Genomic DNA, 24550 nt, shown 5'->3' on the forward strand with positions numbered 1-24550 from the left:
CCGATATCGGCCAGGTCAACCGCGGCGCCGCCGAAACCGGCTCGGCCTCGGAGGAGGTGCTGCACTCGGCCAAGACGCTGTCGTCCGAAAGCATCCGCCTCCGCGCCGAGCTCGATCGCTTCATGGGCAATATCCGGGCGGCGTAAGTCGCGTAGGTTCGGTGTGAATTAAACGCTCCGCTGGTGTCCCACTCTCCACTGTCGCCCCCGCGAAAGCGGGGGCCCATAACCACAGGGAGCGGTTATGGAGCGAGCGGGTAACTCCGAGTCTTCGCCAAACCACCCCGGGGCTATGGGTCCCGGATCGACGCTCTTCGCCTGACAGCGCTTCGCGCTGCCAGCCGCTACGCTTGCCCGGGACGACAGCGGAGCAAGGGACGCGATCCTTCGTCTTCACTCCCTTCCAAACGCTCGCTTCAGCTCGACCTTCGCCTTTTCCAGCCGCGCGCGCTGCGTCTTTGGCAAGGTCTTGCCGGCGCGGTTGATGTAGAAGGTCAGCATCGACAGCGCCGAACGATAGGCGCCGGTCTTGCGGCGTGAGCTGTGCTCGGCCGATCGCTTCAACGAGGTCGCGATCTTCTTCGGGCTGTCCAGCTTGAACACACCCTGCTTGAGGTCGAGCGCGTCGCTCTCCTTGGTCACGCGTTGCGACCAGCGCTTGGGTGCGGCACGCTTCGAGCTCTTGCGCGCGGTGCTGCGTCTTGCGTTCGCCTTCTTATGCGCTGGTTTGCGAGATTGTGTCGTCTTTCTGACGTGAGCCATGCGTCAACTCCTTGCGGCACCAACGGAAACGGGCGGCCCCAAGGACCGTTCCCCGGGGAACCCGACCTCGTCGCAGACGTTGTCGCAGGTGGCAGGCGGAATGCCGCACCCCGATGATCGGAACGACCCCGTTCACATCCCGTGAAACCGGGGCCGCTGCCATTGATCGAACGCAACAGCCCGATGGAATTGCAACAAAGCCCAGCGCTGAACTATGCACCAGGGGTCTCGGCGGCCGCGACCGACCGCATCGTCGAGACCAGTATTCCCTCGCGGCTCGACGCGCTGCCCTGGAGCGGCTTTCACACCCGCGTCGTGCTCGCGCTTGGCATCACCTGGATTCTCGACGGGCTCGAGGTGACGCTGGCCGGCGCGCTGTCCGGTGCTCTGAAACAGAGTCCGTCGCTGCACTTCTCCAATCTCGATCTCGGCATTGCCAATTCCGCCTATCTCGCCGGCGCCGTGCTCGGTGCGCTCGGCTTCGGCTGGCTGACCGATCGCATCGGCCGCAAGAAGCTGTTCTTCATCACGCTGGCGCTCTACCTTTCGGCAACGGCCGCGACCGCTCTGTCGTGGGACGTCGCGAGCTACGCACTGTTTCGCTTCCTCACCGGTGCCGGCATCGGCGGCGAATACACTGCGATCAACTCGACCATTCAGGAGCTGGTGCCGGCGCGCTATCGCGGCTGGACCGATCTCGTCATCAACGGCAGTTTCTGGATCGGCGCTGCGATGGGCGCGGTCGCGGCCATCGTCCTGCTCGACCCCGCCATGATCGCGCCCGATCTCGGCTGGCGGCTCGCTTATCTGATCGGCGCCAGCATCGGTCTCGTCGTGCTCCTGATGCGCATGTGGATTCCGGAAAGTCCGCGCTGGCTGATGATCCACGGCCGTCCCGATCAGGCCCATGCGATCGTCGACGAGATCGAGCGCTCCGTGATCGGCCATGACCAGGATACGAGCGAGCGGCACTTCGCCAAGATTCGGCTGAAGATGCGCGATCACACGCCGATCCCGGAGGTCGTGCACACGCTGTTCTCGGCATACCGCCGGCGCGCGCTGGTCGGCCTCGTGCTGATGAGCGCGCAGGCGTTCTTCTACAATGCCATCTTCTTCACCTTCGCGCTGGTGCTGACCGATTTCTACGGCATCAGGGCCGATCACGTCGGCTGGTATCTGCTTCCCTTTGCCGCCGGCAATTTCCTCGGCCCCCTGCTGCTCGGCCGGCTGTTCGATACGCTGGGACGCCGCGCCATGATCATGTTTACCTATGGCGTGTCAGGCCTCTTGCTGGCGCTCTCGGGCTATCTGTTCTCCATCGGCGTGCTCACGGCGCAGGGACAGACCGTCGCCTGGATGGTGATCTTCTTCTTTGCCTCACCGGCCGCCAGCGCGGCCTATCTCACCGTCAGCGAGACCTTCCCGCTCGAAGTCCGCGCGCTGGCGATCGCCGTGTTCTACGCGGTCGGCACCGGCATCGGCGGCGTGATCGGGCCGGCGCTGTTCGGCGCGCTGATCGATACGGGATCACGCACCAGCGTGTTCGCCGGCTATTTGCTGGGGGCAGTCCTGATGATCGCGGCCGCGATCGTGGCGTGGCGCTATGCCGTCTCGGCGGAGCGCAAATCGCTCGAACAAATCGCGCGGCCGCTCGCCTTTATGGAGTAGACTGATGAAATCGGAACTTGCAGAAATGGCGTTGGACCAGCAGCCCATTGTACGCGACGACGAGGCGCCCGAAACGGTGCCGGTGCCGCATGCGCTCGTGCCGCATCTCGACGAGACCGCCATTCTGCTCGACATCGACGGGACCCTGCTCGACCTGATGCCGACGCCGCGTGAGGTGTGGGTGCCGCCGGGCCTGTCGGACACGCTGAACCGGTTGACGGAGCTTACCTCCGGCGCGCTGGCGCTGGTCAGCGGCCGCTCGCTCAACGACATCGACCTGATCTTCGCCCCCGAGGTGTTTCGCGCAGTTGCCGGCCACGGCGCCGAGATGCGGCTGTCGGTGGACAGTGAGGCCGATGACGTGCACGCGCCGCCACTGGACAAGGAGCTGAAGCGGCGGCTGGCTGCCATCGCCAAGCTTTCGCCCGGCATCCTGCTCGAGGACAAGGGCTATTCGCTCGCTCTGCATTACCGCCTGGCGCCGCATGCGGAGAAGGCGATCTACGAATCCGTCTCGGTGATCCGCGCCGATCTGCCCAACGCGCCGATCGAGGTACTGCCCGGCAAGTTCGTCTGCGAGATCAAGCATTCCGGCTTCACCAAGGCGACCGGCGTGCGCGAACTGATGAAGCGGGAGCCATTCAAAGGACGGCGTCCGATTTTCATCGGCGATGACGTCACCGATGAAACCGTATTCGCGATCATGCCTGATATGAACGGGCTTGCCTTCTCGGTCGGTCGTCGTGCCATGGGCGTGAATGGCCATTTCGACACGCCGAACGACGTGCGTGCCTTCCTCGCGCGCCTGCTCGCTCCAAGGTGAAACGAAGGCAGCGCCATTTCGCAGACATAATGTCGGTCGGAACGGTGCGGTGGGCGCCGCAATACTTGCTGCGCAGCAGACCGCACAAGCTGTCTTTGCAGCGAAATCTTCGGGTTCCGCGAGCGAAACCAGTTCCAACGCACGCGCCCGATTTTGGTTTCAATTGGTTGAAACGATGATCAGGAACCATATTGATGAACGGCAGTTAAACGGGGTGGAATGAAACAGGAGGGGACGACCTGTGAACTTAGTCGTCGTTTCAAATCGCGTCGCCCGCGGCAAGCCTAACGAGCCCATGACGGGCGGCCTCGCGGCGGCCTTGTTGCCGGTGGTGGAACATTCGGGCGCGATCTGGGTGGGGTCTTCGGGCCGGGTACGGGACGGCCATCAAAAGCAACCGTTCGCTGAGATTGAAGCGCTCGGCACGGGCGCCATCGCGACACTGGATCTGCCGGCGGCGCATTATGGCGGCTATTACGAGGGTTTTGCCAATTCCGCGCTGTGGCCGGCGCTGCATTCGCGCAGCGATCTGATCCGCGTCTCGCGCGAAGATTATGTCAGCTATCGCGAGGTCAACGCCTTCATGGCGCGCGCCTTGATGCGCTTCCGAAAAACAAAAACCGCGTTCTGGGTGCAGGACTATCACTTCCTCGCCCTCGGTGCCGAGCTGCGTGATCTCGGCGTCGACGATCCGATCGGCTTCTTCCTGCATACGCCGTGGCCCGTCGCTGCGGTGATGCAAGGCGTGCCCAATCATCGCGAGCTGATCTCGGCGATGCTGGCCTACGATCTGCTCGGCTTCCAGACCGAGGAGGATCGCCAGAACTTCCTCTCCTATGTGGGCGGCGAGCTCGGCCTTGCCATCGAGGATGGCGTTGCGATCTCGCAGCATGGCCGCACGCGCTGTGAAGTGTTTCCGATCGGTATCGATGCGGAGAAGTTCGCGGCCTATGCCGCCAAGTCGGCTACGCATCCCGACGTGTCGCGGCTGCGGCGCAGCCTCAACGGCGAGCGGCTCGCGATCGGCGTCGACCGCCTCGACTATTCGAAAGGCCTCGTCAACCGCATCAGCGCGTTCGACCGGCTCTGGACCGAGCAGCCGCAGTTTGCGCGCAGCATCTCGCTTCTGCAGATCGCCAATCCCTCGCGCGGTGCGATCGAGGCCTATGGCAATCTCCAGAACGAGGTCGCGCGCCTCGTCACCGACGTTAACGGCCGGCACGGTGAGGTCGACTGGACGCCGATCCGCTACTTGAACAAGGGTTTTAGCCAGGCTGTGCTCGCTGGTCTCTACCGGACAGCGCAGGTCGGCGTGGTGACGCCGCTGCATGACGGCATGAACCTCGTCGCCAAGGAATATGTCGCCGCGCAAAACCCGGCCGATCCCGGCGTGTTGGTGCTGTCGAAATTTGCTGGCGCCGCCAACGAGCTCGATACCGCCCTGCTTGTCAATCCGCACGACATCGACGGCATGGCGCGCGCGATCGCGGTCGCAGCCGCAATGCCGCTCACCGAGCGCAAGTTGCGGTGGGAGGCGATGATGAAGAAGCTGCGCGGTCACACCATCCAGCAATGGTCCACCGATTTCGTCGCCGAGCTCGAGAAGTGCCGGACCGAGAAGGCCGCCGTCGCCCCGCTCGCCGCGCAACCGCCGCAGGCGCTGCGCTGGCTGAAGTCGGCGATCTCAGGCGTGCGGTTGATTTGACTTTCTGCTCCCTCGCCCCGTCCTTACGGCGAGAGGTGAAAACGAGAACGTCAATAGCAATACGAGACCCCATCCAGGATCGCACATTGCCGCTTGTTCGGTGCGTTGGGATCGTCCATCGGCACCACGCCCTTGCCCTGGCCGACGAACACGCCGGGCCCGACATGAATCGAGCTCTTGTTGCCGATGATGACGCTCTGATGCGGCGTCGAGCTGGAGCGGGTGCCGTCCGGCCAGATGATGGCATCGCCCGACAGCACCCCGCGCCGCCCGTCATTGCAGCTGACGTCGACGCCTTGACGTGTGCAGACCTGGGCAGCAGCGGGCACCGCGAGGGCGGAGCCGAGGGCTGAAATCAGGCCAAGGATGGCGATGGTCTTGCGGATGGTCATGGCGTCCCCGGTCGTGCTCGGTATCCTCAAGTGAATCGTCGCGCCAAACCCGTCACGGGTTCAGCCCGCAGGCCGATCAGGGCATCCGCAGCGTCGAATATTATCCTGTAAATACAAGAAGTTGCGGAAAATTCGCCCGTTTTCCTCGCGATCCCTTGCAAAATCGTCGGCGCCCCTTCAAGAGAGGGCGCTCCGGAGAGATGGCCGAGTGGCTTAAGGCGCACGCTTGGAAAGCGTGTGTGCGGGAAACCGTACCGTGGGTTCGAATCCCACTCTCTCCGCCATCCCCATCGAAACAATCTCGTACTTCGATGTGGAGAGAGGCCAGAAATGCGGCCGTTTTTCCCGCTTTTTTGCCGAACGAGACGACCGCTCACCCGCCCAAATTGGTGCCAGATAGGTCTGGAGAACCGAATTTTCTCCGAAACTTAGAACATGCAAAATCGGTCCAGTACGGTTTTCTGAGGAAAACCAGGGGCTTATTTGGGGCGCGGTTTGAATCTCTCTCGCTCAACCAAAATAGAAAACTGGGAATGCGTACGGCGGCGTGGTGGAAAGTGCCGGTCAGCACATGGCGGGATGTCATGCGCACCGCGTGGCCGAAAGGCTATGCTCGCGGCGACCGTCTCTGCGCGCGACGGGATTGACGATTTCGACGGGGTAGACGTGTACGTTGCGGCGGCTGGGTAGACCGAAAACGATTGTCAACCTGATCCAGCGTCTCTCGCGCCGTATACGCGTTGATAGCGAGCAATTGCTCGAAGATCTCGAGACCGGGCAGACGCGTCTCGTCGTTGAGCCGATGGAGTGTGATAGCAATGTCGACCAGTTCTGGCGCTATTGATGCGTGCGAGGTACGAACGTCGCCCAAATCATTTCGCCACTTGTCGACCAATCCCTTTACGATGGAAGCAACTAAAGTTGCTTCGTGGGGCAACAGGGTCTGCAGCCTCTCCGTGACAAAATGAGACCCAAAGGTGGGCTGTCGCGGTATCTCTTCTGCAATTGCTTGCAATATCATCACCCAGTCCGGATCAGGTGAAATCTCATCTACCAATCGGAATAGATCGATGATAGCGGCCCACGTACGCCCGCTGGCATTGTGAGTAAGGTCGCGGATCAGTATGGGCGCATTCTTATTATCGGGAAGATCTGCCCAAACGTGAACTGCGGCATAAGCAGCGCCGACGCGCATCGGAGATTCATTTTCGCTTTCGAGAATACCTCGCACCATATTGGCGGCCCAATCCAGATCTTTATGCGTTAGCCAAATCAAGGAACTGAGTTCGCCGTAGGCTTGCTGAGCAAAGTTGGTTGGGGAATCCTTCCAACCAGAAATGATATCGCGGACCAAATCAGGCAGAGCCCAGTGAATGTGCGCAAAAAGCAAAATCGCTTCGTGGCTGATCGCAAGCGCCGGATACTTCTCGAAAAGAACCCTATAGAAGGATGCCAGCTCCGACTTCTTTTCGGTCCGGATATGCGGGAAGAGCCGAAACAGTGCTTGCCAAACTTTTTCTTCTTCTGGCCTGTCGAGGTGTTGGCTAAACACTTCCAAAAGACGGTCGTAGTTCTTCCGTTGCAGATAAATCCGTGCGATTGCTTCGAGAATCGGGAAATTTCCATGAGGCAATATCGACAAGCCACCCATGCCCCAAAGAATACTACGACTGTCTTTTTCTTCTTCTATATCCTTTATCTCATCATCGTCTTGGATAGATTCAGAATCTGCGTCGTTGTCCACCGCCGGCACGGCAGCAGAGCCCAGCCATCCCTCAATAATAGAAAGCGTTATGTCATCGATAATGGCGCCACGGTTGACCAGCCTTTCGACCGCGCGCGCGACGCTGTCGCGGTATTCTTCGGTAGAGAATCCACGACTGTCGAATTCTCGAATAAGCGGCAACAATAGGGATGGATCGACTGCTTCTGCCATTGCATCGATTGCATAGCCGACTGCGCGAGCTCCAATATCGGGCGTGAACTGACGCATCAGCTCGATTGCACGGTCGGGGTGATTCTTTGCGAAGTCCGCGAACGATCTCGACAGCTGCACGTTGCCTCCGTGCCGCCAATTCTTCGGATTTTCCCATCCTGTTTCGTCTGGAAGCTCTTGAAATGCGTTCAAGATGTCTTCGTCAGCGGCATGCCCCATTGCATCCGGAGACATAGAGGGGCCGACCCACGTGGGGCCGTGGAACGTTGCTCCCCGCCGTGAAGATCCAAATTTTCGTTCTCCTTCTTGAACCAAAGCAATTGCGTTTGACGGCATTTTCTCCTTCGGTAAACACGCTGCAAGCTCGTAGCGGGTCTGTCCCACTAACTGATAAAAATGTTGGCGAGATTTTGCATCTCGGTCACCGACTGGACGAGGCGCATAACTCAACAAAGCGGCAACGAAATCGTCGATCTGTTCACGCGTCCAGAATGGGCTTACCGCCAAGATCAGTCGCTTTGTTGTTTCCGACTCATCTTCAATATTTCCGAGATGGAAGCGACGGTCATCGCCGAGCAGAAACTCCAAAGCAAAAGAGGCATAGATTTCCGGCTGCGTTGAAAGTGCATGAGCAAGAAGCCTTTGCGCTGGAGCAGCTTCCTGGGTCTTAGCTTCATCGAACCAAGTCTTGAAGGCAACCGTATCCGCAGCCGCAAACTGTTCTACCGCTGAACGAAGGCCGGCCAACAAGGACGGCTCAGGAAGATCAAGAGTACCTTCACTTTCGAAGCGAAAGTCCAGATTGTGCGAAAGTGGATAGGTGAACTCGCTTGCATATTTCTTGTAACGTTTGAGGGCTTCCAGAGCCTCTTGAAACCACGGCCAAATCGATCTCACGAAAAAGGCGGGTTCCGACTTTCCAAGTGCCTCAAGCGTGTCCCAACCCTCTGAACGCTCAATAACGTTTTCGATACCCTGCGCAGGAGATGACATATACGCAGCCAGCCCTGTCGAATCCTCATGAGTATTTATCGATTCCGCTCGGGACAGCGCCTCTGTCGCGGCTTTTTTAAGCATTACGTCAAGCCGGGCGCGAACCAGCCTAATCGCCATAACCGGTCGGTCCGTGCCAACTGTTGAAACCATATGGTCGAACGCGTAGGCGTCAACGTCGATTCGCTGCACTATCGTCGTAGCCAGGGCTAAGTGCCGATCAGACCATTCAGGGTTGTCTTGCAATACATACCACGCAAAGGAGTCGAACTTAGTGTTTGGGAGCCAGTTTCTCTCCAGCAGCTCGATGACGTCATCAGAAGCGTATTCTCCCGCTCGTGAAAGTATGGCCGAAGCGACACTTGCCTCAGCAACATCTGTCATCGCTTTTGTGATTTCGGTGTTCTTGAACAGTTCGAACCAGCCAGGGCTGCGAATGATGGCTTGAAGAGCCAGTCTACGGTCGGGCGATCCCATAGACTCCTTCATGATCGTCACTTCGGAAGCTATCGGTGAATTCTGCTGACCAATAAATTCGATAACGAGGTTTCGTAGATGCGGTCGCAGATTCGGGAGTGCCCAAATCGCGCGCAGTTCATGCTCGTACGTGGCGACTTCCACTCCACGCAAATATGTTAAGGCCGCCCAAAGTTTCGGGCGAACAAAGAGAGAAGCGACACGTTCCTTTATGTAACCGGAGAGTCGCCCGTCAGCTTGAGCGAACGATCGCGCGAGAGCAAATTCGAACACCGTTTGATGCGAAAACCCAATACTGCCCGGCGAACCAGCCGAAGTAGTTAAAATTCCTTCAGCTAATAGCGTCTTTAAATCATCATTTTCAGCATCATAACGCGAGCGCGCGAGCCATAATGTCTCTTTACTCGCCATTTCTTCCGCGATGCGGCCCGCGAGAGTCGCGACCCGGCTTCCGTCCGGACGAGTAAGAATGCGTTCTTGCCAGAGCCGTTCCAGCATTTTTTGATACTCGTCGAACGCGACCGATTGCGACGCACCCGTCAGTTTAAGGAGCGTTGCGAGAGATTGAGGCGAGCGAATTACCTGTTGCGCATCCGTAGGCCAGCCAGCCGCTTGGATGCCATGCGATTCCAAAATCTTGAGGACCTCACTCCACGGAGGCAAATCTAGGAAGAGGCTTTCTGCCTGCACGGATTTCAAACGCGTATCATGTTCATACTCAAACCGACGTGCAGAAACGACGACGCACACATTAGGCTGATTGCCCAAAGCGCGGATTAAGCTCAGCAGAACACTCAGGCGCCCCGTTCGTAGATCGACATACCCAGCGAGAGCGTCTAGCTGATCAATAATCAGATAAACGGGGCCACGGCGGGAAAGCCGGGTGAGGATTCGGCTCGGCGAATCCGACAAACCGAGATCTCGCTGCAAGTCGTTTTCACTCGTAATACTCGTATCTAGAATGTCAGCCTTGATTGCGAGGAACGGGATTCGCGAATTTCTCAACCTTTCGGCAAGTGCCGCTAATAAAGCGGTCTTGCCTGAACCCGGATCGCCGATCACCGCTTTGGTCCGGCCTTGATGATCGGGCACTGGTTCTAGCAGCTGATGAATTTCCGGTCGTTCGATAACTGTTCCGTCCGGCAACGCGCGCGGCCAGTCTAAAACTGAACGTGATGCAGTCAGCAGCTCTTCAATTTCCTGGCGGGAGCGCTCGAAATCTTCCTTGCTCGCGACCCCGAGAAGCCTTGCTTCGGCCTTTTCCGAGAGAGCAGAGCGCAATTCTGGCGACTGAAGCGAAACCAGGTCAGGCTCCTTTACACGGAGGAAAAGATAGAATGACCCGGCTTGGCTACCGACGATTTCAATAGCTGAATTGCCCGTGATGTTTCGTATTACATCGAGGATGACTTTCTGACGAGCTTGAGAAAAATCTGCCTCGCTTCCAGCAAAGCTCAAAACCGCGATACAGGTCCCGTCTAAAACATCTTCTGCAATTGTTGCAGGTTGTATGGGTAAAGTGTCGACTGGGCCCGGATCCTGTTGCGTCGGCTCAATTGTGCTTAGTGGGCCCACAACATCGGTCCGTTCAGGCGCGCGACGGTTGTCACCCCAGTAGTCCAATAACTCGTAGGCAAAAGCTGCGCCGTGAGCGGCAGCTATCGGCTGATGAATCTTGTCTAACTTTTGGTCTTTGCCGGCTCGGTCATCCGATATGCCCCGGATGATGATGCAAGGTGTTCTTCCTTCTTCCTCGGCGGCGAAAATCGCTCCGTACCCCTCCATCTCAAGGGCCGTCGCATCCTGATAGTTACTTGTGATGTGTTCTTCGAGAGCGGAAGAAGGGTCAGCCGAGACGGCTTCGATAGAGACAATTGGAGCCGTTTTCGCGGCAGGAGGAAACGGCTGCGGATAGTATTGATCACCTGGGTTCGCGCCGCCGTAGGGTGGTTGGAGTCGCAATTGCCAAGTTTCATCACGGACCACCTTTTTCGCAAGACGAACGAGTTGTGGGTCGATTGGTAGGCTGCGTGCCCGGCCCTGAAATTCGCCGGGCCGGTATTTCCCCGCGTAAGGCCAATAGACATGCTCGGAGATAACCACGCTGCCAATCGGAGCATCATCTGGCTTCCGAGTTGCAGCCACTCCGACGAATAAAATCAGTTCAAATGGACCGAACTGAATGCAGGCATTGGTTACGATTGCCTGTGACACGTGGTTACCCGCGCCACTTTCCCCGACGACCACCAGCCATTCGGAACTGGAACCACGAAAATGGCCAATTTCAAAAATGTTGTGGTCGCGGCCCTCGCAAGAAGCCGTATGGACAGTATGCGCCCTGACCGCCGCCATTTCCAACGGGAGCGCCGTAATCACGAGTACCCGCCGCCAACCTTTGCGGTCAGACTCGGCTAGTACTGCGGTGGCGTCGGCGAATTTCATCTGCAGTCGGCACTTTCAACGTTGTGTCGGCGCTGCAGAAGAAAACGAACGCGCTCCCGCCAGCTGTGGTTGAACGTACAACTAATACTGTACGGCAAGGGGAAGGTCGATGCCTTATTGACCTGCGCTTCTGCGCCGACTCGATGGGGGCGGGGAGAGCCGAAATCTCCCTGCACGCTGTCCAGCGGCAAGACGCTGGCGGCATCCAAACGGCGGACGGTTGGCCATGGGGGCTCGGGCAGCATGGAGGCTCTTACCCGAGTGATGCTGGATCGGCCATAACGGTCCTCCACGGTTCGGTGCCGGTGGAGCGGGGAAAGCTCTAGACTGGCGAGTGATCTGAGGCGCGGTGAGGCTCGATGGTTCATTACCGCGCCATGGGCCGGAGGATGCAACGGGGCGTGCCAGCGGGACCCCCTTGCCAAGATGGTGCGGATATTACCGCACCCATCTTGGGATGCGCAGCAACGAGGCGTGTTATAGTCCATTAATTTCAGAATCGGGTTCTTCGATGCAGCGAAATAGCGAGGCCGAATCTAGGTCCAGTCGATCTACAAAGGCTGAAACCGGTGGCCGTGTCGCTGGTAGGCTTTCCGGACTCGACGGCCTCAAAACTGCAGCACAGATCGTAAATCGCAATCCTCCAAGGCGCTTCAAATTCGAGGTGGACGCATTCGTCGCCTGGCTGCGGACGAAGGGTTTTATTTTCGATGGTCGTGAGCGTGGATATTGGAAGACTCACGGATGGACGATACACCAGGGTAAGCACGAACCGCTGGTCAGCCTTGAGACGTTCGAGCGGACCTAGAGCTGTATCAATGGAACCGCACGCGCTCCGCTGCGAGCAGACATCCGTTCGGACTTTTCGCTGCGCGGCGCATTGAGCTGTGCCTCGTGCGGCAAGCCGATGAGCGCCTGTTGGTCAACCAGTAAGACCGGCGTCGAGCGCCCGTATTACTTCTGTTTTAGGAAGGCTGGCCGTTGCCTTCGGAGGGCAATAATTCTGTTGTACGGGACCCTACTAGACGATCCGGCGGAGAAAGGGCGTATGACTTTCTGCCTCCAGAACTGCGATGTGAAGTTCCATAACATTCGATGCGCGAATCCGCGCCGGTGCCGTTTCCAGCGTGGGCGGGTTAGCGGCTTGCGGCTTTCCTGGTCGTTGAGCTGATGAGGATCTGCTGCTCGTCCCAGTCAGCGGGGATGGATTTCAACAGCTGCGCTAGCTCAAGTCCGTCAGGCTGCAGGCCATTCAGGATGGCTTCGGTGATCGCCGGCGAGAGCAACGTCAACCGGAGCACGCGACAAAGATAGGACTCGTTGATTCTCTCGGCCTTGGCGAGGTCACGCACCGAGCTAAATAGGTTTGACTCGAGCATGCTACGCCAGCGATGCGCCCGCGCCACGGCTTTGACCAACGTGTTGTCGACCTGAGGCTTCGGCGGTGACCAAGCCTCCGCATTCGCGGGGGTAACCACCCGTTTGCGCCCACCCTGCCGGCGGAATGAGATCGGGATACTCACGACCACGGTTCGGCCATCCCGACCGAGCTTCGGTCGCCCGATGGGCCCAAGTGTGAGGGTGGTCGGCCTGTTCATTCGGCTGCCTGCTGAAAGGGTTGTGGTTGCAGGTCCGTGGAGAGGGAGGTTAGTCCCTCGATCTTCAAGGTAATGTCCATCCGCTCGGCATGCATGTCGATGCGCTCGACGAGTAACGCGACGATTCGTGCCTGTTCTGCCGGAAACAGCTCATCCCAGAGCGCGTCAAAGCCGAGGAGGGCGCTCCGCACCTCCGCCTCGCTAGCGTCGGCGGATTGCTTGCGGAGAGCACGCCAAGTCTGAACGATGACTTCAGGTGTTTGCAGCAACCGTCGAACTTGATCGATGATGATACGCTCTAACTCGGCGGCGGGCACCAACTTTACGGGACAGTCTGATCTGCCCTGCTTCATCGCGGTCTGGCTGATGTAGTAGCGATAGAGCCGGCCGGACTTCCGGGTATGAGTTGGAGACATCGCCGCGCCATCGGGCCCGAACAGCAGACCCTTGAGCAGAGCAGGAGTCTGTGCCCGGCTATTGTTGGCGCGCTTGCGCGGGCTCTCCTTGAGGATGGCGTGGACCTGGTCCCAGAGCTTCCGCTCGATGATCGCTTCGTGCTCGCCCGGATATGAGGTGCCCTTGTGAACAGCCTCGCCAACATAGACCCGGTTGTGGAGAATCTTGTAGAGCACACCCTTGTCCAGGAGGTGCCCGTATCGCGTTCGTTCGTTAGCCGCGACGAGCTCGCGGGCCAGCAGGGTCGCGGACTTAAGCTGTACGAAGCGCCGAAATATGGCCCTAACGCGCTCCGCATCGGCCTCGTGAATCAGCAATTTGCGATCGCGGACTTCGTAGCCGAGCGGCGTCCAGCCGCCCATCCATTTGCCGCGCTTGCGAGAGGCCGCGACCTTGTCGCGAATGCGCTCCCCGATCAGCTCGCGCTCGAATTGGGCAAAGGTCACCAGGATGTTCAGCGCCATGCGGCCCATGGCATCCTTGGTGTTAAACGATTGGGTGACTGAGACAAACGTCACTCCATGGCGTTCAAAGAGCTCCACAAGGTTGAGGAAGTCTAGCATCGACCGCGAAAGCCGGTCGATCTTATAGACGATAATGACGTCTATCTTGCCGGCTTGGACGGCAGCCAGAAGACGTTTCAGAGCGGGTCGTTCGAGCGTGCCACCCGAGAAACCGCCGTCATCGTAGCGATCGGACACACCGGTCCAACCCTCTGCCCGCTGGCTCACGATGTAAGCCTCACATGACTCTCTCTGGGCGTCGAGCGAATTGAAGTCCATGTCGAGGCCTTCTTCGCTCGACTTGCGGGTATACACCGCGCAGCGGAGTTTACGGACCGAGCCGGGGGTCGAGCGAGCTGCCTCGAAGGAATTCGCGAATGGGCTAGTCAGGCCCTTCGCTGGTCTGCGGGAGGTCATTTGCCCACCGAGTTCTTCAAGCCGAAGAAGACCCAGCCATTCCATTTGGTGCCCGTGATCTGGTGGGCGACCGAGGAGAGGGACTTGTAAGGGCGGCCGAGATACTCGAAATCGTCGTGGCGCACGGTCACGCAGTGCTCCACGCCTTCCCATTCGCGGATCAGCTTTGTCCCGGCGACGGGACGCAAAAGCGGTCTAGCCTTCCGGTCCGCCGGCTTCTGGTCCGCATACTGCTTGGCCATGGCTTTGAGCCGCTCGGTGGTTTCGCGAGACAGGCCGCCATGGGCCAATTCCTGGATGCGGTAGGCGAGCCGGCTCTCTAGGAAACGGCGGTTATAGGCAGGGGGCTCGGTATTGAAAAGCTCACGCCAGCGCGCCTTCAAAGCGGGGGCGGAGGCGCCCTTCAGGGCCACCAGCTGCGCCAGCACGGATGATTTCATGGCCGATTCCCATTCTCCGGTACGGGTCGAACACCGCTCTGGCTGGGCGAGAAGTGAAGCGAACTTTCTCTGGAGTTCGCGAATTTTGCACTGGACTTCCCGGCGTTAAGGCGCAGTAGGCCGGCTGCCAATATCTCGGCGATATCTGTGAGATGTTCCGAGCGATCCGAAACGGAAGTCGAATCTGGGGCTTTGATCATGAGAAAGAGCGCGACTTGCTGCAGCTCTTCTCCCATGCCTCGACCATGTCCAATGGATAGACCACCCGGTGGCCAATCTTGAGGTACCCGGGGCCGATGCCCTCTTGCCGCCAACGCTGCAGTGTGCGGTGCGAAATCGAAAGGCGTCGTGCTAATGCCTTTTCGCTGAGGTGCGCGTCCATTGCCAAATCTCCCTGCTAGTACCTGCGACTACGCAGCGGAGTTTGTTGATTCGCGATCCAATTGTCGGCGGGCCTAAGGAGGTCGTCTGGCGGTAAGCCCAAGCATTGAAAATTCAACGCATTCTGGTTTCATTGACTGGCGGGAGGCTGGGCGGAGGCTCCCGAGGGGGATCGATCGCCAGGCGATACATACCTTTACCGTCAGATTGAACGATTGACCTTCCGTCCTCCCTGGTCTTCAGCACATCGCTCAATTTCAGCTGCGATGAGCCGGCGAGTTCCAATATTTTTTTACCGTTTCGCCACCCGCTGCTGTCGTCGAGCCAGGCCTCATGCAGAACACGCACGATGTTGGCCCACTGTGGCGACAAATCGTAACTGATCCCGTGCAGCCATATGTGACGATAATCTGGGGCATGGCGAAATTTGTTGTAGCCGAGCTGACCAAGAGCGTCGTCCAGCCACTTCGGGATCGTCCTGATGTTGAGGGGCACAATAGATAGCTCGAAAAACTCGAGCTTTTCAAACTTGTGATGTTCTCCGACGGCTTCGAAGAATTCATAGTCGATTTCGAGAATGTCCCAGAGGCTTGGCTCGATAGGAATGCGCCCAGAGCCACCTTCCGGGATTCCGGATCCGATGATGTCCGCGTTCGACAGCAGTTCCTTAAATGCTTGGTCGGCTGCCTCACGCAGCTTCTGATATTCGCGCAGAGTAACTGGATCTCCAATGACGCGATGAACAGCGACATCAGAGGGCGGCTCAGCCTTGCCTGAGAGCCTCGCCAATTGAGTTAACCGCGCTTCGTCAGTCCATTTCTTGAAGGCGCTCTCCGGATCAAGCCCCCGCTTTGGTCGAGTTGGCATGAGCGACATAGCATTTCCTCGGCTTAACCCTTCACCGGCTTAGAGCGTCGCTGATTCGGGTGTTTTCGTCATCTTAGCTCGCCGTTCATATGTCCTTGGCACCGGCTCCCTGATGTCATGTGGATATTCGGTTGCGCTCCCTTACTCGCAACTACTCCATTCCGTCACACGAGCTTGCATCCAGTGTGCCGAAATCCTTCTGTATGCGTGCAACAGGAATGGACAGCATGGGTCGCACAAATCAGCCCGGGGACTTCCCGATACTAATCGCGTTTAAGGTCCTCGCGCTAACGGACGACATGTCAGCAGTAGAGCGCCGGGTGGGTGCGGCCCTGCTCGACAGCTTCAATCGGAAAACCCGGCAATGCGATCCCAGTCTTGAGAGAGTCGCGGGCCTTTTGAATGTCCACCGCCGCACTGTGATCCGGGCTACCGCCAAACTCGAAGCTCAAGGACTATTCCGTAAAATCCGGCATGGCGGTCATTCACACCGCAACCAATACGAACCAATCTGGTCCAGGTTCACTGATCTCGAAGCCAGATGGCGCAGCCGGTTCGAGGCCGCCGCCCGCGAGCGCCGGACAGGGATGTCATCTTTAGCAGGGCCCGAAAGTCACAATACTGGTGACCCCGGCGTCCCCCAAACCTGCTTTTCTAACCAATCTAAGCTAACCTCGTCGGATCGCCGCGTCGATGCAACCGACGGCCGGCGGGGCCTTTTAGGAACTAGCGAGGGCTCTGCAGTTGAGACCCGACAGCCTGCATTGTTCGCGACAGCCAGTCCTACAAAAACATCGACGCGGTCGTTAGACGCAGCCCGCACTGCAGCTGAGCGTCGTTGGAGCAACGATCTATTACGAGAATTCTCGGGTCGCCCCGCTGTTTATGCGAGCGTGGTCGATTTCATCGATGAGAGGCTGCAAACAGCGGCAACGGACGCCGAACTTTGCAGGCGCGGCCGTGGCAGCCTGCTTATCGTAGAGCGATATCTTGAGGGCTCTATCGACCTGGGTTCACGCATGCTGCGATCGGGCGAGAAGTGATGTCGGGCTGCCGGGGGACGGGGGCGGGTCAAAAGTCGGTCGGTTCGCAACGAGCGGACCGGCCCCTCTTTCATTCAGGGATTTTTTTCCAGCGCAGGCGAATTTTCGGGCCTGTAGTGGGTTGCATTTCGGGTCCATCAATCAACGAAACATCTGCGTGGACTGTTGGGCGTCGTAACCGTTTGATCGCGTGCGACTTTTTCGCCGTCGTTTTTTCTGCCTCACTCGCCGTGTGTTTGAACCTCGTGAGCAGCCCGCAAAACCGACGATTATTTCCGTCGCAGCAAGAGTGATCATCGGCAGGCCAGCGCAAGAAAGACCAACCAAAACAACGGCGGTGGCTTGGAAAAAAGTGTCGCGAAATTCCCCAGGGGGAGGGTGCCCGGTGAGGGCGCAGTCCGCAGAGGCCAAGAGATGACACAACAAGCGACGTATCCCGAAGAATCCAACGCAAGGCTTCAAATCGAATACTGGCCGCTTGATCGGCTGATCCCCTACGCGCGCAACGCGCGCACGCATAGTCAGGCTCAGATCGCCGAGATCGCCGGCAGCATTCGCGCCTTTGGCTTTTCGAATCCGATCCTCGTCAGTGAAGACGCAGATATTATCGCGGGACACGGCCGGCTGGCGGCTGCTCGCAAGCTTGGTCTGATAGAGGCACCGGTCGTGGTCCTCCGGGGGTTGACGGAGATGCAACGCCGCCAGTTGGTGCTTGCCGACAATAGGATTGCGCTAAATTCAGGTTGGGACAGCAAGATGCTCGCCCTCGAACTGGCTGACCTGTCTGGTTTGGGTGCCGATCTCGCATCCATTGGCTTTAGCAAAAAGGAGCTGGCGGCAGCGCTATCAAGGGTCGAGAGCGGCTTAACGGACGAGAACGATACCCCCGCTATCGTCGAGGCCGCGGTCTCCGGACCCGGTGACATCTGGCAGCTCGGCGCTCATCGCGTTGCGTGCGGCGATAGTCGAGATGCAGCTCTCGTCCACTCCCTGCTGGCTGGTGCTTTGCCTCAATTGATGGTCACCGATCCGCCCTATGGCGTCGAGTACGACCCGGAATGGCGTCATCGCCGCGGCGTCAACAATTCGAAGCGTACAGGAAAAATCCGCAACGACGAGATCGCCGACTGGGCGCCTACCTGGGGCCTATATCCGGGCGAAGTCGCTTATGTTTGGCATGGTGCTTTACGGTCGACCATCGTAGCCGAAAGCCTCCTCAAGAGCGGCTTTTCGATTCGCGCGCAGATCATCTGGGCCAAGGAGCGCTTGGTCATGAGCCAGGGAGACTATCATTGGCAGCACGAGCCCTGTTGGTATGCAGTCCGAAAAAAAGGAAACTGGACCGGCGATCGCAAGCAAACGACGGTCTGGAATATCAGCAGCGGTGGTCAGGATGCCGAAACCAAGCATTCGACCCAAAAGCCAGTCGAATGCATGCGCCGGCCAATGCTGAACAATTCGAGTCCCGGACAGGCGGTATATGAACCCTTCCTTGGAAGCGGAACGACCCTGATCGCGGCTCAATCATGTGGGCGCATCTGCTTGGCATCCGAGATCGATCCATTGTTCGTCGATGTCGCCATCCGCCGATGGCAGGCCTTCACAGGTGAGAAGGCAATTCGTGAACGAGATGGCGCGTTCTTTGAAGCGCTAGAGGAGGGAACGCAATCCCCAGCTGACGCTCGCGATCCGCTAGTGTGATTGGAACGAATATGCGTGGCCGTCGTCCAAAACCAACGAGGATCAAGGCTTTGACGGGTAATCCGGGGAAACGCCCCCTCAATGTGCACGAGCCGCGGCCTGAACCCGCGCTACCTGAGTGTCCACCGCAACTCAATTCGGTTGCCAAGCGCGAATGGGTGCGGCTGACCGCCGAGCTTTCAAAGCTCGGCCTCATAACTCACCTCGATCGCGGCGCCCTAGCTACCTATTGCGGCGCCTATGCGATGTGGGCAGAAGCGATGGAGCAGATCCACAAATTCGGTACGATGGTCAAATCACCGACAGGATATCCGATACAGTCACCCTACCTAGCAATCGCCAATCGACAGGCAGAGATCATGATGCGCATTGCGTCGGAGTTCGGTTTCACGCCTGCAAGCCGGAGCCGGATATCGTTGCCCCCACAAGATCAGCTGCCACTTTTTGATGAAGAGAGCGGAGAGGGCTGAGCCGCCCCCTTATGGACACTTGCGCCTTTAGCGATCAGTATTTTAGGGATTGTCGCGCAGATAAGACGGGATGAACTTTCGAGATGGTCGCATATGCGAGCTATACGGCTCAAGAATTTCTCACTTCGCCGGACGATGCAATCTTCGCCCGGCTGGTTCGAAGTGATGCAGTTTCTGGCTTCAGCCAGTTCTCTCATAAGCAAGGATGGTCGTGGGGTGAAGCCGTTCGGCTTATGAAATCGGCTTGCAAACAGCTCATCGCCACTGACATACGATATTCCGATGTCGGCGTGGTCTTAGAATACCGCATCCCTCGCCGTGAAAAGAGGTTAGATGCTGCCTTCCTATTTGGCGGAACAATCGCAATCGTTGAGTTTAAAGCGGGGAGTTCCTCCGCGAGGAGCGACGCTTTAGCTCAAGTCGCCGACTATTGTCTTGATCTGGCCTACTATCACGCGGAAAGCCAAGGGCTGAAGATTGTTCCCATCGTGTGCTCAACAGAGGCCGAGTCCAGCCAGGTGGTGCCGACATCCGATGCGACGTTGATCGAGGACACACAATGCGTCGGGGGAGCTGATTTCGCAGCGCTGCTAACTCGCATCGCGAACGACGACAAGAAAAAGCCATCGGATAATATTTCGCACGAGCGGTGGTGCGCGAGCTCCTATCGGCCGATTCCTGGAGTCATCGAGACCACGGTGAGTCTGTTCAACAAGCACGGCTCGGACGACATCAACGCAGCGCTAGCCGACCGCGATACGATCGATCGCTCTATGCAGGCGATCGAAGGTATCGCGAGAGACGCTCGCGAGCGGAGCCAAAAGACGTTGTGCCTTCTCACGGGCGTACCCGGGGCTGGCAAGACGCTAACCGGACTTCGTATCGCGCATAGTCCGGAATTTATGAAAGCCGGTTGGCGGAGCGTCTTCCTGTCGGGAAACGGTCCACTGTTGAAAGTCTTAAAAGCCGCTTTGGCGGTGGACTACAAGGACCATCAGGGCTGCACTAAAGCAGTAGCGCAGCGACATGCTGAATCCTTGCTTCATAGCGTGCATGCATACCTTGCCGAAGCCCAAAAGACCGGTTCGCCTCCGTCGGAGAGCATTGTGATTTTTGACGAAGCGCAGCGCGCCTGGGATGCAGCCAAGATGCAGAAGATGGCGGCGCGACAACGCAGCTTTGGTGCCGTGTCCGAATTGTCTCCGCCCGTCGCGGCAACTTCGGAACCGGTTCAGATTTTGGAAGTAATGAACCGCCATGCCGGCGGCGTCATGGTCGTGGCTCTCTGCGGAAGCGGGCAAGAGATCCATGATGGGGAAGCTGGTGTTGGAGAATGGATCGCCGCCCGAAATCTGTCCTATGCCAACTGGCGGCTTATTTGTAGCCCTTCCGCAATTGAACGAGCAGGCGTGAACGCCGCAGGCGCGAATTTGGAGGTCTGGCCAAGTATGCATCTGAGTAGCTCAATCCGCAGTCACCGTGCGTCGGAGCATGCTGATTGGGTTGACGCGGTACTGACGGGGCGTCCCAAAGATGCGCGCCAACACATGGATCAGGCTGGCTTTCCGATCGCCCTGGTCAGGCGTATCGATGATGCCAGGGCGTGGCTACGCAAGACAACTCTCGGCTCAAGGCGCTTCGGCTTGGTCGCAAGTTCGGGTTGTTCTCGCTTAAGGCCATACGGGGTCGAAGTCGCCGCCGGGTTCAGGAAGGAATTGGACTACGCTGAATGGTTCACCGCGCCGAGAGGTGATTTGCGATCGTCATTTGCATTGGAGACCGCGGCGACGGAATTCGAGTGCCAGGGCCTCGAGTTGGACAGGGTAGCCGTTTGCTGGGGATGGGACCTGACCGTCGGCGACGGTGAACTCCTGCCGCGGACGTTCCGCGGGGCCAAATGGACCAACGTGAGGCGGGCGAGGGAGCGGGAGTACACGATCAACAAGTATCGTGTTCTTCTGACCAGGGCACGTGAGGGAATGGTGATTTGGGTACCTCTGGGAGATGAATCGGACCCGACCAGATCGCCGTTGGAGATGGACCGGCTAGCCGACTACTTGGTCGATTGCGGCGCGCAACCCATTCGGCACTCGGTCAACGGCCCATTTCTTCCATAATGTCTCATTTGCGAATCTCTCCGCGCAGTACTCGCCGATCGGCTTGGGAGGACCCAACGCCTCACTCAGCGGCACTAACAAGAGACGCTGCTTAGCCCTTAGCGAAGTTGCAATCGGGACAAGCAACCTGTCCATTCGCTACAATGGTTTTGCCGTGCCAATCCGAACTCGCCTTTTCAAAACTCCCAAATTGTTCGCAACTTCTGTTGCCCGTCAACAACCTCGTATTCGATGCCGTCGGGCCGCTTAACAGCACGCCAGTACATTTTTGGGATGTCGTACTCTCGTAGGATGGTATCCAACAGCAACTGTTTCTGCTTGCGGGACCATGCTGGAGAACGCTGACAGTCCGATGTCGGATCGATCCGTTTTTCGTAGTTGCAAATGGTCGCAAGCGGAAGCGGACGCTTATTCATTTTCATCAGAGATACCCCTGAGGTAAAATCGATAGCAGCCGAAATCAGACGAGAATGCTGCCTGAAAGGCCGGATCTAGAACGCAACTTTCTTGTACTTATTATCGGCCGCCTCGCCTACCATCATCGTGACGACGCGGTCTTCGAGATCCACCCAAAAGCGCCCGTTGCGGTCGCCGCGGCCGGAACTAAGAGCGGCCAGTATCTCGGATTCTACTTTCTTCCCAAATTGGCCGGCCAGACGCTTCTGGTATCCCTTCCCTGCCCACAGTTCGCCTTCCGCATTTTGATTGCAAGGAAGCCCCCACGATGATTTTACTTCGCGACTTATAAAAACAGTCATGCCAATCTCCTGAGCATCAACCACTTACAGCATTCGGAATTTTTACAATATGGTTGTGGTAAGGGACGACAGCAACTTTAGTCTTAGTGGGCCCGAGCAGTTGCAGCTCCTGCAATTGGAGCAGCTGAGCTCATGGGCGTCCCGACAACCCAAGTCAGAAGATGAGATTAGCCCCAATCTAAAATCACAGAAAGTCGAAGAGCTGCCCACTGATTGGGCCTTGGTGCGCGACATCAAACTTTACGACTGGCAAGAAGCTGCGGTGCAGCAATGGTTTGCCGCTGGCAAGCGAGGCATCATCAAAGTCGTTACCGGTGCGGGGAAGACGCTACTCGCGCTAGCGATCGCTGAACGCCTTCAGAGGACGGATCGCGATCTCCGCGTCGCAATCGTAGTCCCCACAGTCGTTCTCCTTGAGCAATGGCGACAAGAAATTCTAGTTCGATCGAACCTGCCTCGCACCGCGATCGGTGTATTGGGTGCAGGCGAAAATGACGAATTTGATGATGAGCGGCGCATTCTTATCTGCGTTCTCAATTCTGCTTCGAGAAAGCTCCCCTTTGAAGTCCGTCGTTTATCACTCGGTGAGCGGCTGCTCTTGGTGGTGGATGAGTGCCATCGTGCAGGCGCAGCCGAAATGCGGAAGCTCTTTGATGTTCCGCGTGCGTATACGGTAGGGCTGTCTGCTACGCCAGAACGGGAGGATGACCCGGATGATGAGAATGATTCTGATAATGCGATGGGACGCAATCCAGATCAGACTGTCCTGGAACGAGAGATAGGCCCTGTCGTTTACGAGATGACTTACGCAGAAGCGATAAATGGGGGCATTCTTGCGCCCTTTATCATAGAACACTATGCGCTTTCATTGAGCGGGCCTGAGCAAACTAAATATTCCGCGCTTTCTCAGGAGATCACAGATCTAAGAAGGGAGCTTGAGACCGGCTCGAGGCGTGGCCTCGCTCTTATTCGCTGGTGCCGCTCTGCCGGGGGCTCAAAGAATCCAAGCGCGAGGCGTCTTATAGCGCTAATTAGCGACAGGAAGCAGTTGCTTTACCGGGCTCAGGAGCGGTTTCGAGCCGTCGATCGCCTAATATCTGAGGCTACTGCTGCCGATCAAAATAGTAGGATCATTATCTTTCACGAAAGCATTGCGGAGGTTATGACGCTGTTTGCTCAGCTACGGCTGCGGGGTTATGCCGTTGTTGCTGAGCACAGCGAGTTTCCAGATCGTCTCAGAGCGGAAGCAATTTCACTGTTTCGGGAGGGAACGGCGCACATAATAGTATCAGCAAAATCTTTGATCGAGGGCTTCAACGTGCCGACGGCCGACATAGGGATAGTCGTGGCTGCGTCTTCGTCAGTGCGCCAGCGGATACAGACCCTTGGACGTCTCTTGCGTCGCGGCGCGGGTGAAACGAAGAGAGCAAGGCTAGTCGTCTTGTTTGCCGCAAACACTGTCGACGAACTGATCTATGAGAAAGCTGATTGGCATGCCTTCGTTGGTGCCGAGCGGAATGAATACTTCCGATGGACTGATGTTTTGAACGAGCAACCAGAAAGGCAATTGTCGCCTCCGAGAGCCTACATCCCATCTGATTCGGAAATTGACGATTATCAATTATCGCGAGGTAGCGAATATCCGGGGAGAGTTGAGGGCAGAATCTATTCGGTAGATACTACCGGGACGATCTTTGATGCGGATAAGAAGCTGATCAAACCCGATCCGCTTCTCGAGAGCTACCTATCGGAGTTTCCGTCCGGAGGACGCTTTATTGTAACTCCCAATCGGTTTTACGTTCTTAGGCTCGCAGCGCAGTCTACGCCGATCTATTTGGGGCGTCTAAACGCCTTTCCCTCCGGAGGGACATCAGCAAATGCTGCGACGCTCAACAATCTTCTTCCTGGGGAAATTTATCCATCCAAGTTGGCTCACGGGAAAACCTTTTCTGTCCTCCAAAGGGACAGAAGGCTCATTGCTGTAAAGCAAAGAGGGCAAGTTCGATTTGTCAGACCAGCGGAGTTGGAGCCGGATCCAGAGAAGCGGGAGCGATTAGAAGGGATTCAAAGGGTCCTAGCAGATGTTTATCGGAGCGGAAGACAAATTAGCAAGGTCTTCGTGAACGAATTAGGCCACGTCGGATACCTTTATCAGGGCCAAGCCTATTTTGTTGGCTTTGCCCCTGAAGGCGATGCAGGCTTTGTCCTTGACGAAATGTAGACTAGATCTGCTTCGCTGATCCTTACTCAATTGGTGTCTCCAGGAGGTCTGAGGGAATCAAAGCCTTTCGCTCAACCGTATGCTTGGAGACTCGGACAGCAACAGAGTCGGCCGCTGGCCGAGTTCTTCCATAACGTTTGATATCCGAATCTCCTTAGATGCTGGCGAACAGCCCTCCGGCGTGTCGCCCCGCTTCGATGTCGGCTCTTAGGGCTCGCGAGAGCTTTCCCTGTGCTGGGTGTCATTTGATCCATCGCGCGACACCGCACCGCCGGGAGAGCCACACACGGCCTCCAAACGTCGAACGGCAGTAACGCCGCCTCAGCTGCCGGCCTCTTTGAATCCCAACCTCCGGCGACCCATCGGCCAGTGGTGACGGCC

At 57.7% G+C, this 24550-nt stretch carries 18 protein-coding genes and 1 tRNA gene; 9 read left to right on the plus strand and 10 right to left on the minus strand.

The window, feature by feature from the left end:
- Positions 1–392 precede the first annotated feature (392 nt).
- On the minus strand, positions 393–761 hold the full coding sequence (locus XH84_RS35425; protein ID WP_128919033.1) for a DUF3175 domain-containing protein: 369 nt from the start codon (positions 759–761) through the stop codon (positions 393–395).
- A gap of 183 nt (positions 762–944) precedes the next feature.
- Between XH84_RS35425 and XH84_RS35430 the strand changes: the two genes are divergently transcribed.
- From XH84_RS35430 to XH84_RS35440, 3 genes are all read left to right on the plus strand, one after another.
- Positions 945–2429, plus strand: coding sequence for an MFS transporter (locus XH84_RS35430; RefSeq protein WP_164936203.1), 1485 nt, complete (start codon positions 945–947; stop codon positions 2427–2429).
- A gap of 4 nt (positions 2430–2433) precedes the next feature.
- A complete protein-coding gene (gene otsB / locus XH84_RS35435; protein ID WP_128919035.1) occupies positions 2434–3252 on the plus strand; it encodes a trehalose-phosphatase in 819 nt (272 codons plus the stop codon).
- A 241-nt stretch (positions 3253–3493) separates the two neighbouring features.
- Positions 3494–4957, plus strand: coding sequence for a trehalose-6-phosphate synthase (locus tag XH84_RS35440; protein ID WP_128919036.1), 1464 nt, complete (start codon positions 3494–3496; stop codon positions 4955–4957).
- A 50-nt stretch (positions 4958–5007) separates the two neighbouring features.
- Here the strand turns inward: XH84_RS35440 and XH84_RS35445 are convergent, their stop codons facing one another.
- Positions 5008–5349: a hypothetical protein gene (locus XH84_RS35445; protein ID WP_164936204.1), complete on the minus strand. Its 342-nt coding sequence runs from the start codon at positions 5347–5349 to the stop codon at positions 5008–5010.
- Positions 5350–5543: 194 nt separating this feature from the next.
- Here XH84_RS35445 and XH84_RS35450 point away from each other — a divergent pair.
- Positions 5544–5633: transfer RNA gene (locus tag XH84_RS35450), tRNA-Ser, on the plus strand.
- 323 nt (positions 5634–5956) lie between these two features.
- Here the strand turns inward: XH84_RS35450 and XH84_RS35455 are convergent.
- From XH84_RS35455 to XH84_RS35480, 6 genes are all read right to left on the minus strand, one after another.
- Complete coding sequence (locus tag XH84_RS35455) at positions 5957–11197, minus strand: phosphorylase family protein (protein ID WP_128919037.1); 5241 nt, start codon at positions 11195–11197, stop codon at positions 5957–5959.
- 1136 nt (positions 11198–12333) lie between these two features.
- Positions 12334–12726, minus strand: a complete 393-nt coding sequence (locus tag XH84_RS35460) for a hypothetical protein (protein WP_245471979.1) — start codon at positions 12724–12726, stop codon at positions 12334–12336.
- Positions 12727–12791: 65 nt separating this feature from the next.
- On the minus strand, positions 12792–14171 hold the full coding sequence (locus tag XH84_RS35465; RefSeq protein ID WP_283811987.1) for a recombinase family protein: 1380 nt from the start codon (positions 14169–14171) through the stop codon (positions 12792–12794).
- On the minus strand, positions 14168–14611 hold the full coding sequence (locus XH84_RS35470; protein WP_128919039.1) for a DUF2924 domain-containing protein: 444 nt from the start codon (positions 14609–14611) through the stop codon (positions 14168–14170). Before XH84_RS35470 ends, XH84_RS35465 begins: the two co-directional genes overlap by 4 nt.
- 196 nt (positions 14612–14807) lie before the next feature.
- Complete coding sequence (locus tag XH84_RS35475; RefSeq protein WP_128919040.1) at positions 14808–14993, minus strand: helix-turn-helix transcriptional regulator; 186 nt, start codon at positions 14991–14993, stop codon at positions 14808–14810.
- A gap of 113 nt (positions 14994–15106) precedes the next feature.
- Entirely contained in the window at positions 15107–15868 is a 762-nt protein-coding gene (locus tag XH84_RS35480; protein ID WP_128919041.1) for a hypothetical protein, read from the minus strand.
- 290 nt (positions 15869–16158) lie between these two features.
- Between XH84_RS35480 and XH84_RS41995 the strand changes: the two genes are divergently transcribed.
- The 4 genes from XH84_RS41995 to XH84_RS35495 all read left to right on the plus strand — a co-directional run bounded on the left by XH84_RS41995 (position 16159) and on the right by XH84_RS35495 (position 21190).
- Positions 16159–16902 (plus strand): helix-turn-helix domain-containing protein, encoded by a 744-nt coding sequence (locus XH84_RS41995; protein ID WP_430642015.1) that lies wholly within the window; start codon positions 16159–16161, stop codon positions 16900–16902.
- Between the two features lie 414 nt (positions 16903–17316).
- Positions 17317–18603: a site-specific DNA-methyltransferase gene (locus XH84_RS35485; protein WP_128919042.1), complete on the plus strand. Its 1287-nt coding sequence runs from the start codon at positions 17317–17319 to the stop codon at positions 18601–18603.
- A gap of 11 nt (positions 18604–18614) precedes the next feature.
- On the plus strand, positions 18615–19073 hold the full coding sequence (locus XH84_RS35490; RefSeq protein ID WP_128919043.1) for a phage terminase small subunit P27 family: 459 nt from the start codon (positions 18615–18617) through the stop codon (positions 19071–19073).
- 83 nt (positions 19074–19156) lie between these two features.
- The gene (locus XH84_RS35495; protein ID WP_128919044.1) at positions 19157–21190 is read left to right on the plus strand and encodes a DNA/RNA helicase domain-containing protein; all 2034 of its coding nucleotides are present in this window, start codon (positions 19157–19159) and stop codon (positions 21188–21190) included.
- A 176-nt stretch (positions 21191–21366) separates the two neighbouring features.
- Here the strand turns inward: XH84_RS35495 and XH84_RS35500 are convergent, their stop codons facing one another.
- Positions 21367–21612 carry a DUF262 domain-containing protein gene (locus tag XH84_RS35500; RefSeq protein ID WP_128919045.1) on the minus strand — a complete coding sequence of 82 codons (246 nt, stop codon included), beginning with the start codon at positions 21610–21612 and terminating at the stop codon, positions 21367–21369.
- A gap of 69 nt (positions 21613–21681) precedes the next feature.
- Complete coding sequence (locus XH84_RS35505; protein ID WP_128919046.1) at positions 21682–21948, minus strand: hypothetical protein; 267 nt, start codon at positions 21946–21948, stop codon at positions 21682–21684.
- A gap of 49 nt (positions 21949–21997) precedes the next feature.
- Between XH84_RS35505 and XH84_RS35510 the strand changes: the two genes are divergently transcribed.
- The gene (locus XH84_RS35510; protein ID WP_128919047.1) at positions 21998–24169 is read left to right on the plus strand and encodes a DEAD/DEAH box helicase; all 2172 of its coding nucleotides are present in this window, start codon (positions 21998–22000) and stop codon (positions 24167–24169) included.
- Positions 24170–24550: the final 381 nt, after the last annotated feature.

This window comes from Bradyrhizobium nanningense, assembly GCF_004114535.1.
Classification (GTDB): domain Bacteria; phylum Pseudomonadota; class Alphaproteobacteria; order Rhizobiales; family Xanthobacteraceae; genus Bradyrhizobium; species Bradyrhizobium nanningense.

Coding starts and splice junctions, on each gene's coding strand:
- XH84_RS35425 (WP_128919033.1), bottom strand. CDS start 761: ATGGCTCACGTCAGAAAGACGACACAATCTCGCAAACCAGCGCATAAG.
- XH84_RS35445 (WP_164936204.1), bottom strand. CDS start 5,349: ATGACCATCCGCAAGACCATCGCCATCCTTGGCCTGATTTCAGCCCTC.
- XH84_RS35495 (WP_128919044.1), top strand. CDS start 19,157: ATGGTCGCATATGCGAGCTATACGGCTCAAGAATTTCTCACTTCGCCG.
- otsB (WP_128919035.1), top strand. CDS start 2,434: ATGAAATCGGAACTTGCAGAAATGGCGTTGGACCAGCAGCCCATTGTA.
- XH84_RS35475 (WP_128919040.1), bottom strand. CDS start 14,993: ATGGACGCGCACCTCAGCGAAAAGGCATTAGCACGACGCCTTTCGATT.
- XH84_RS35505 (WP_128919046.1), bottom strand. CDS start 21,948: ATGACTGTTTTTATAAGTCGCGAAGTAAAATCATCGTGGGGGCTTCCT.
- XH84_RS35485 (WP_128919042.1), top strand. CDS start 17,317: ATGACACAACAAGCGACGTATCCCGAAGAATCCAACGCAAGGCTTCAA.
- XH84_RS35465 (WP_283811987.1), bottom strand. CDS start 14,171: ATGACCTCCCGCAGACCAGCGAAGGGCCTGACTAGCCCATTCGCGAAT.
- XH84_RS35500 (WP_128919045.1), bottom strand. CDS start 21,612: ATGAAAATGAATAAGCGTCCGCTTCCGCTTGCGACCATTTGCAACTAC.
- XH84_RS35430 (WP_164936203.1), top strand. CDS start 945: ATGGAATTGCAACAAAGCCCAGCGCTGAACTATGCACCAGGGGTCTCG.
- XH84_RS35490 (WP_128919043.1), top strand. CDS start 18,615: ATGCGTGGCCGTCGTCCAAAACCAACGAGGATCAAGGCTTTGACGGGT.
- XH84_RS35480 (WP_128919041.1), bottom strand. CDS start 15,868: ATGTCGCTCATGCCAACTCGACCAAAGCGGGGGCTTGATCCGGAGAGC.
- XH84_RS35510 (WP_128919047.1), top strand. CDS start 21,998: ATGGTTGTGGTAAGGGACGACAGCAACTTTAGTCTTAGTGGGCCCGAG.
- XH84_RS35470 (WP_128919039.1), bottom strand. CDS start 14,611: ATGAAATCATCCGTGCTGGCGCAGCTGGTGGCCCTGAAGGGCGCCTCC.
- XH84_RS35455 (WP_128919037.1), bottom strand. CDS start 11,197: ATGAAATTCGCCGACGCCACCGCAGTACTAGCCGAGTCTGACCGCAAA.
- XH84_RS41995 (WP_430642015.1), top strand. CDS start 16,159: ATGTCAGCAGTAGAGCGCCGGGTGGGTGCGGCCCTGCTCGACAGCTTC.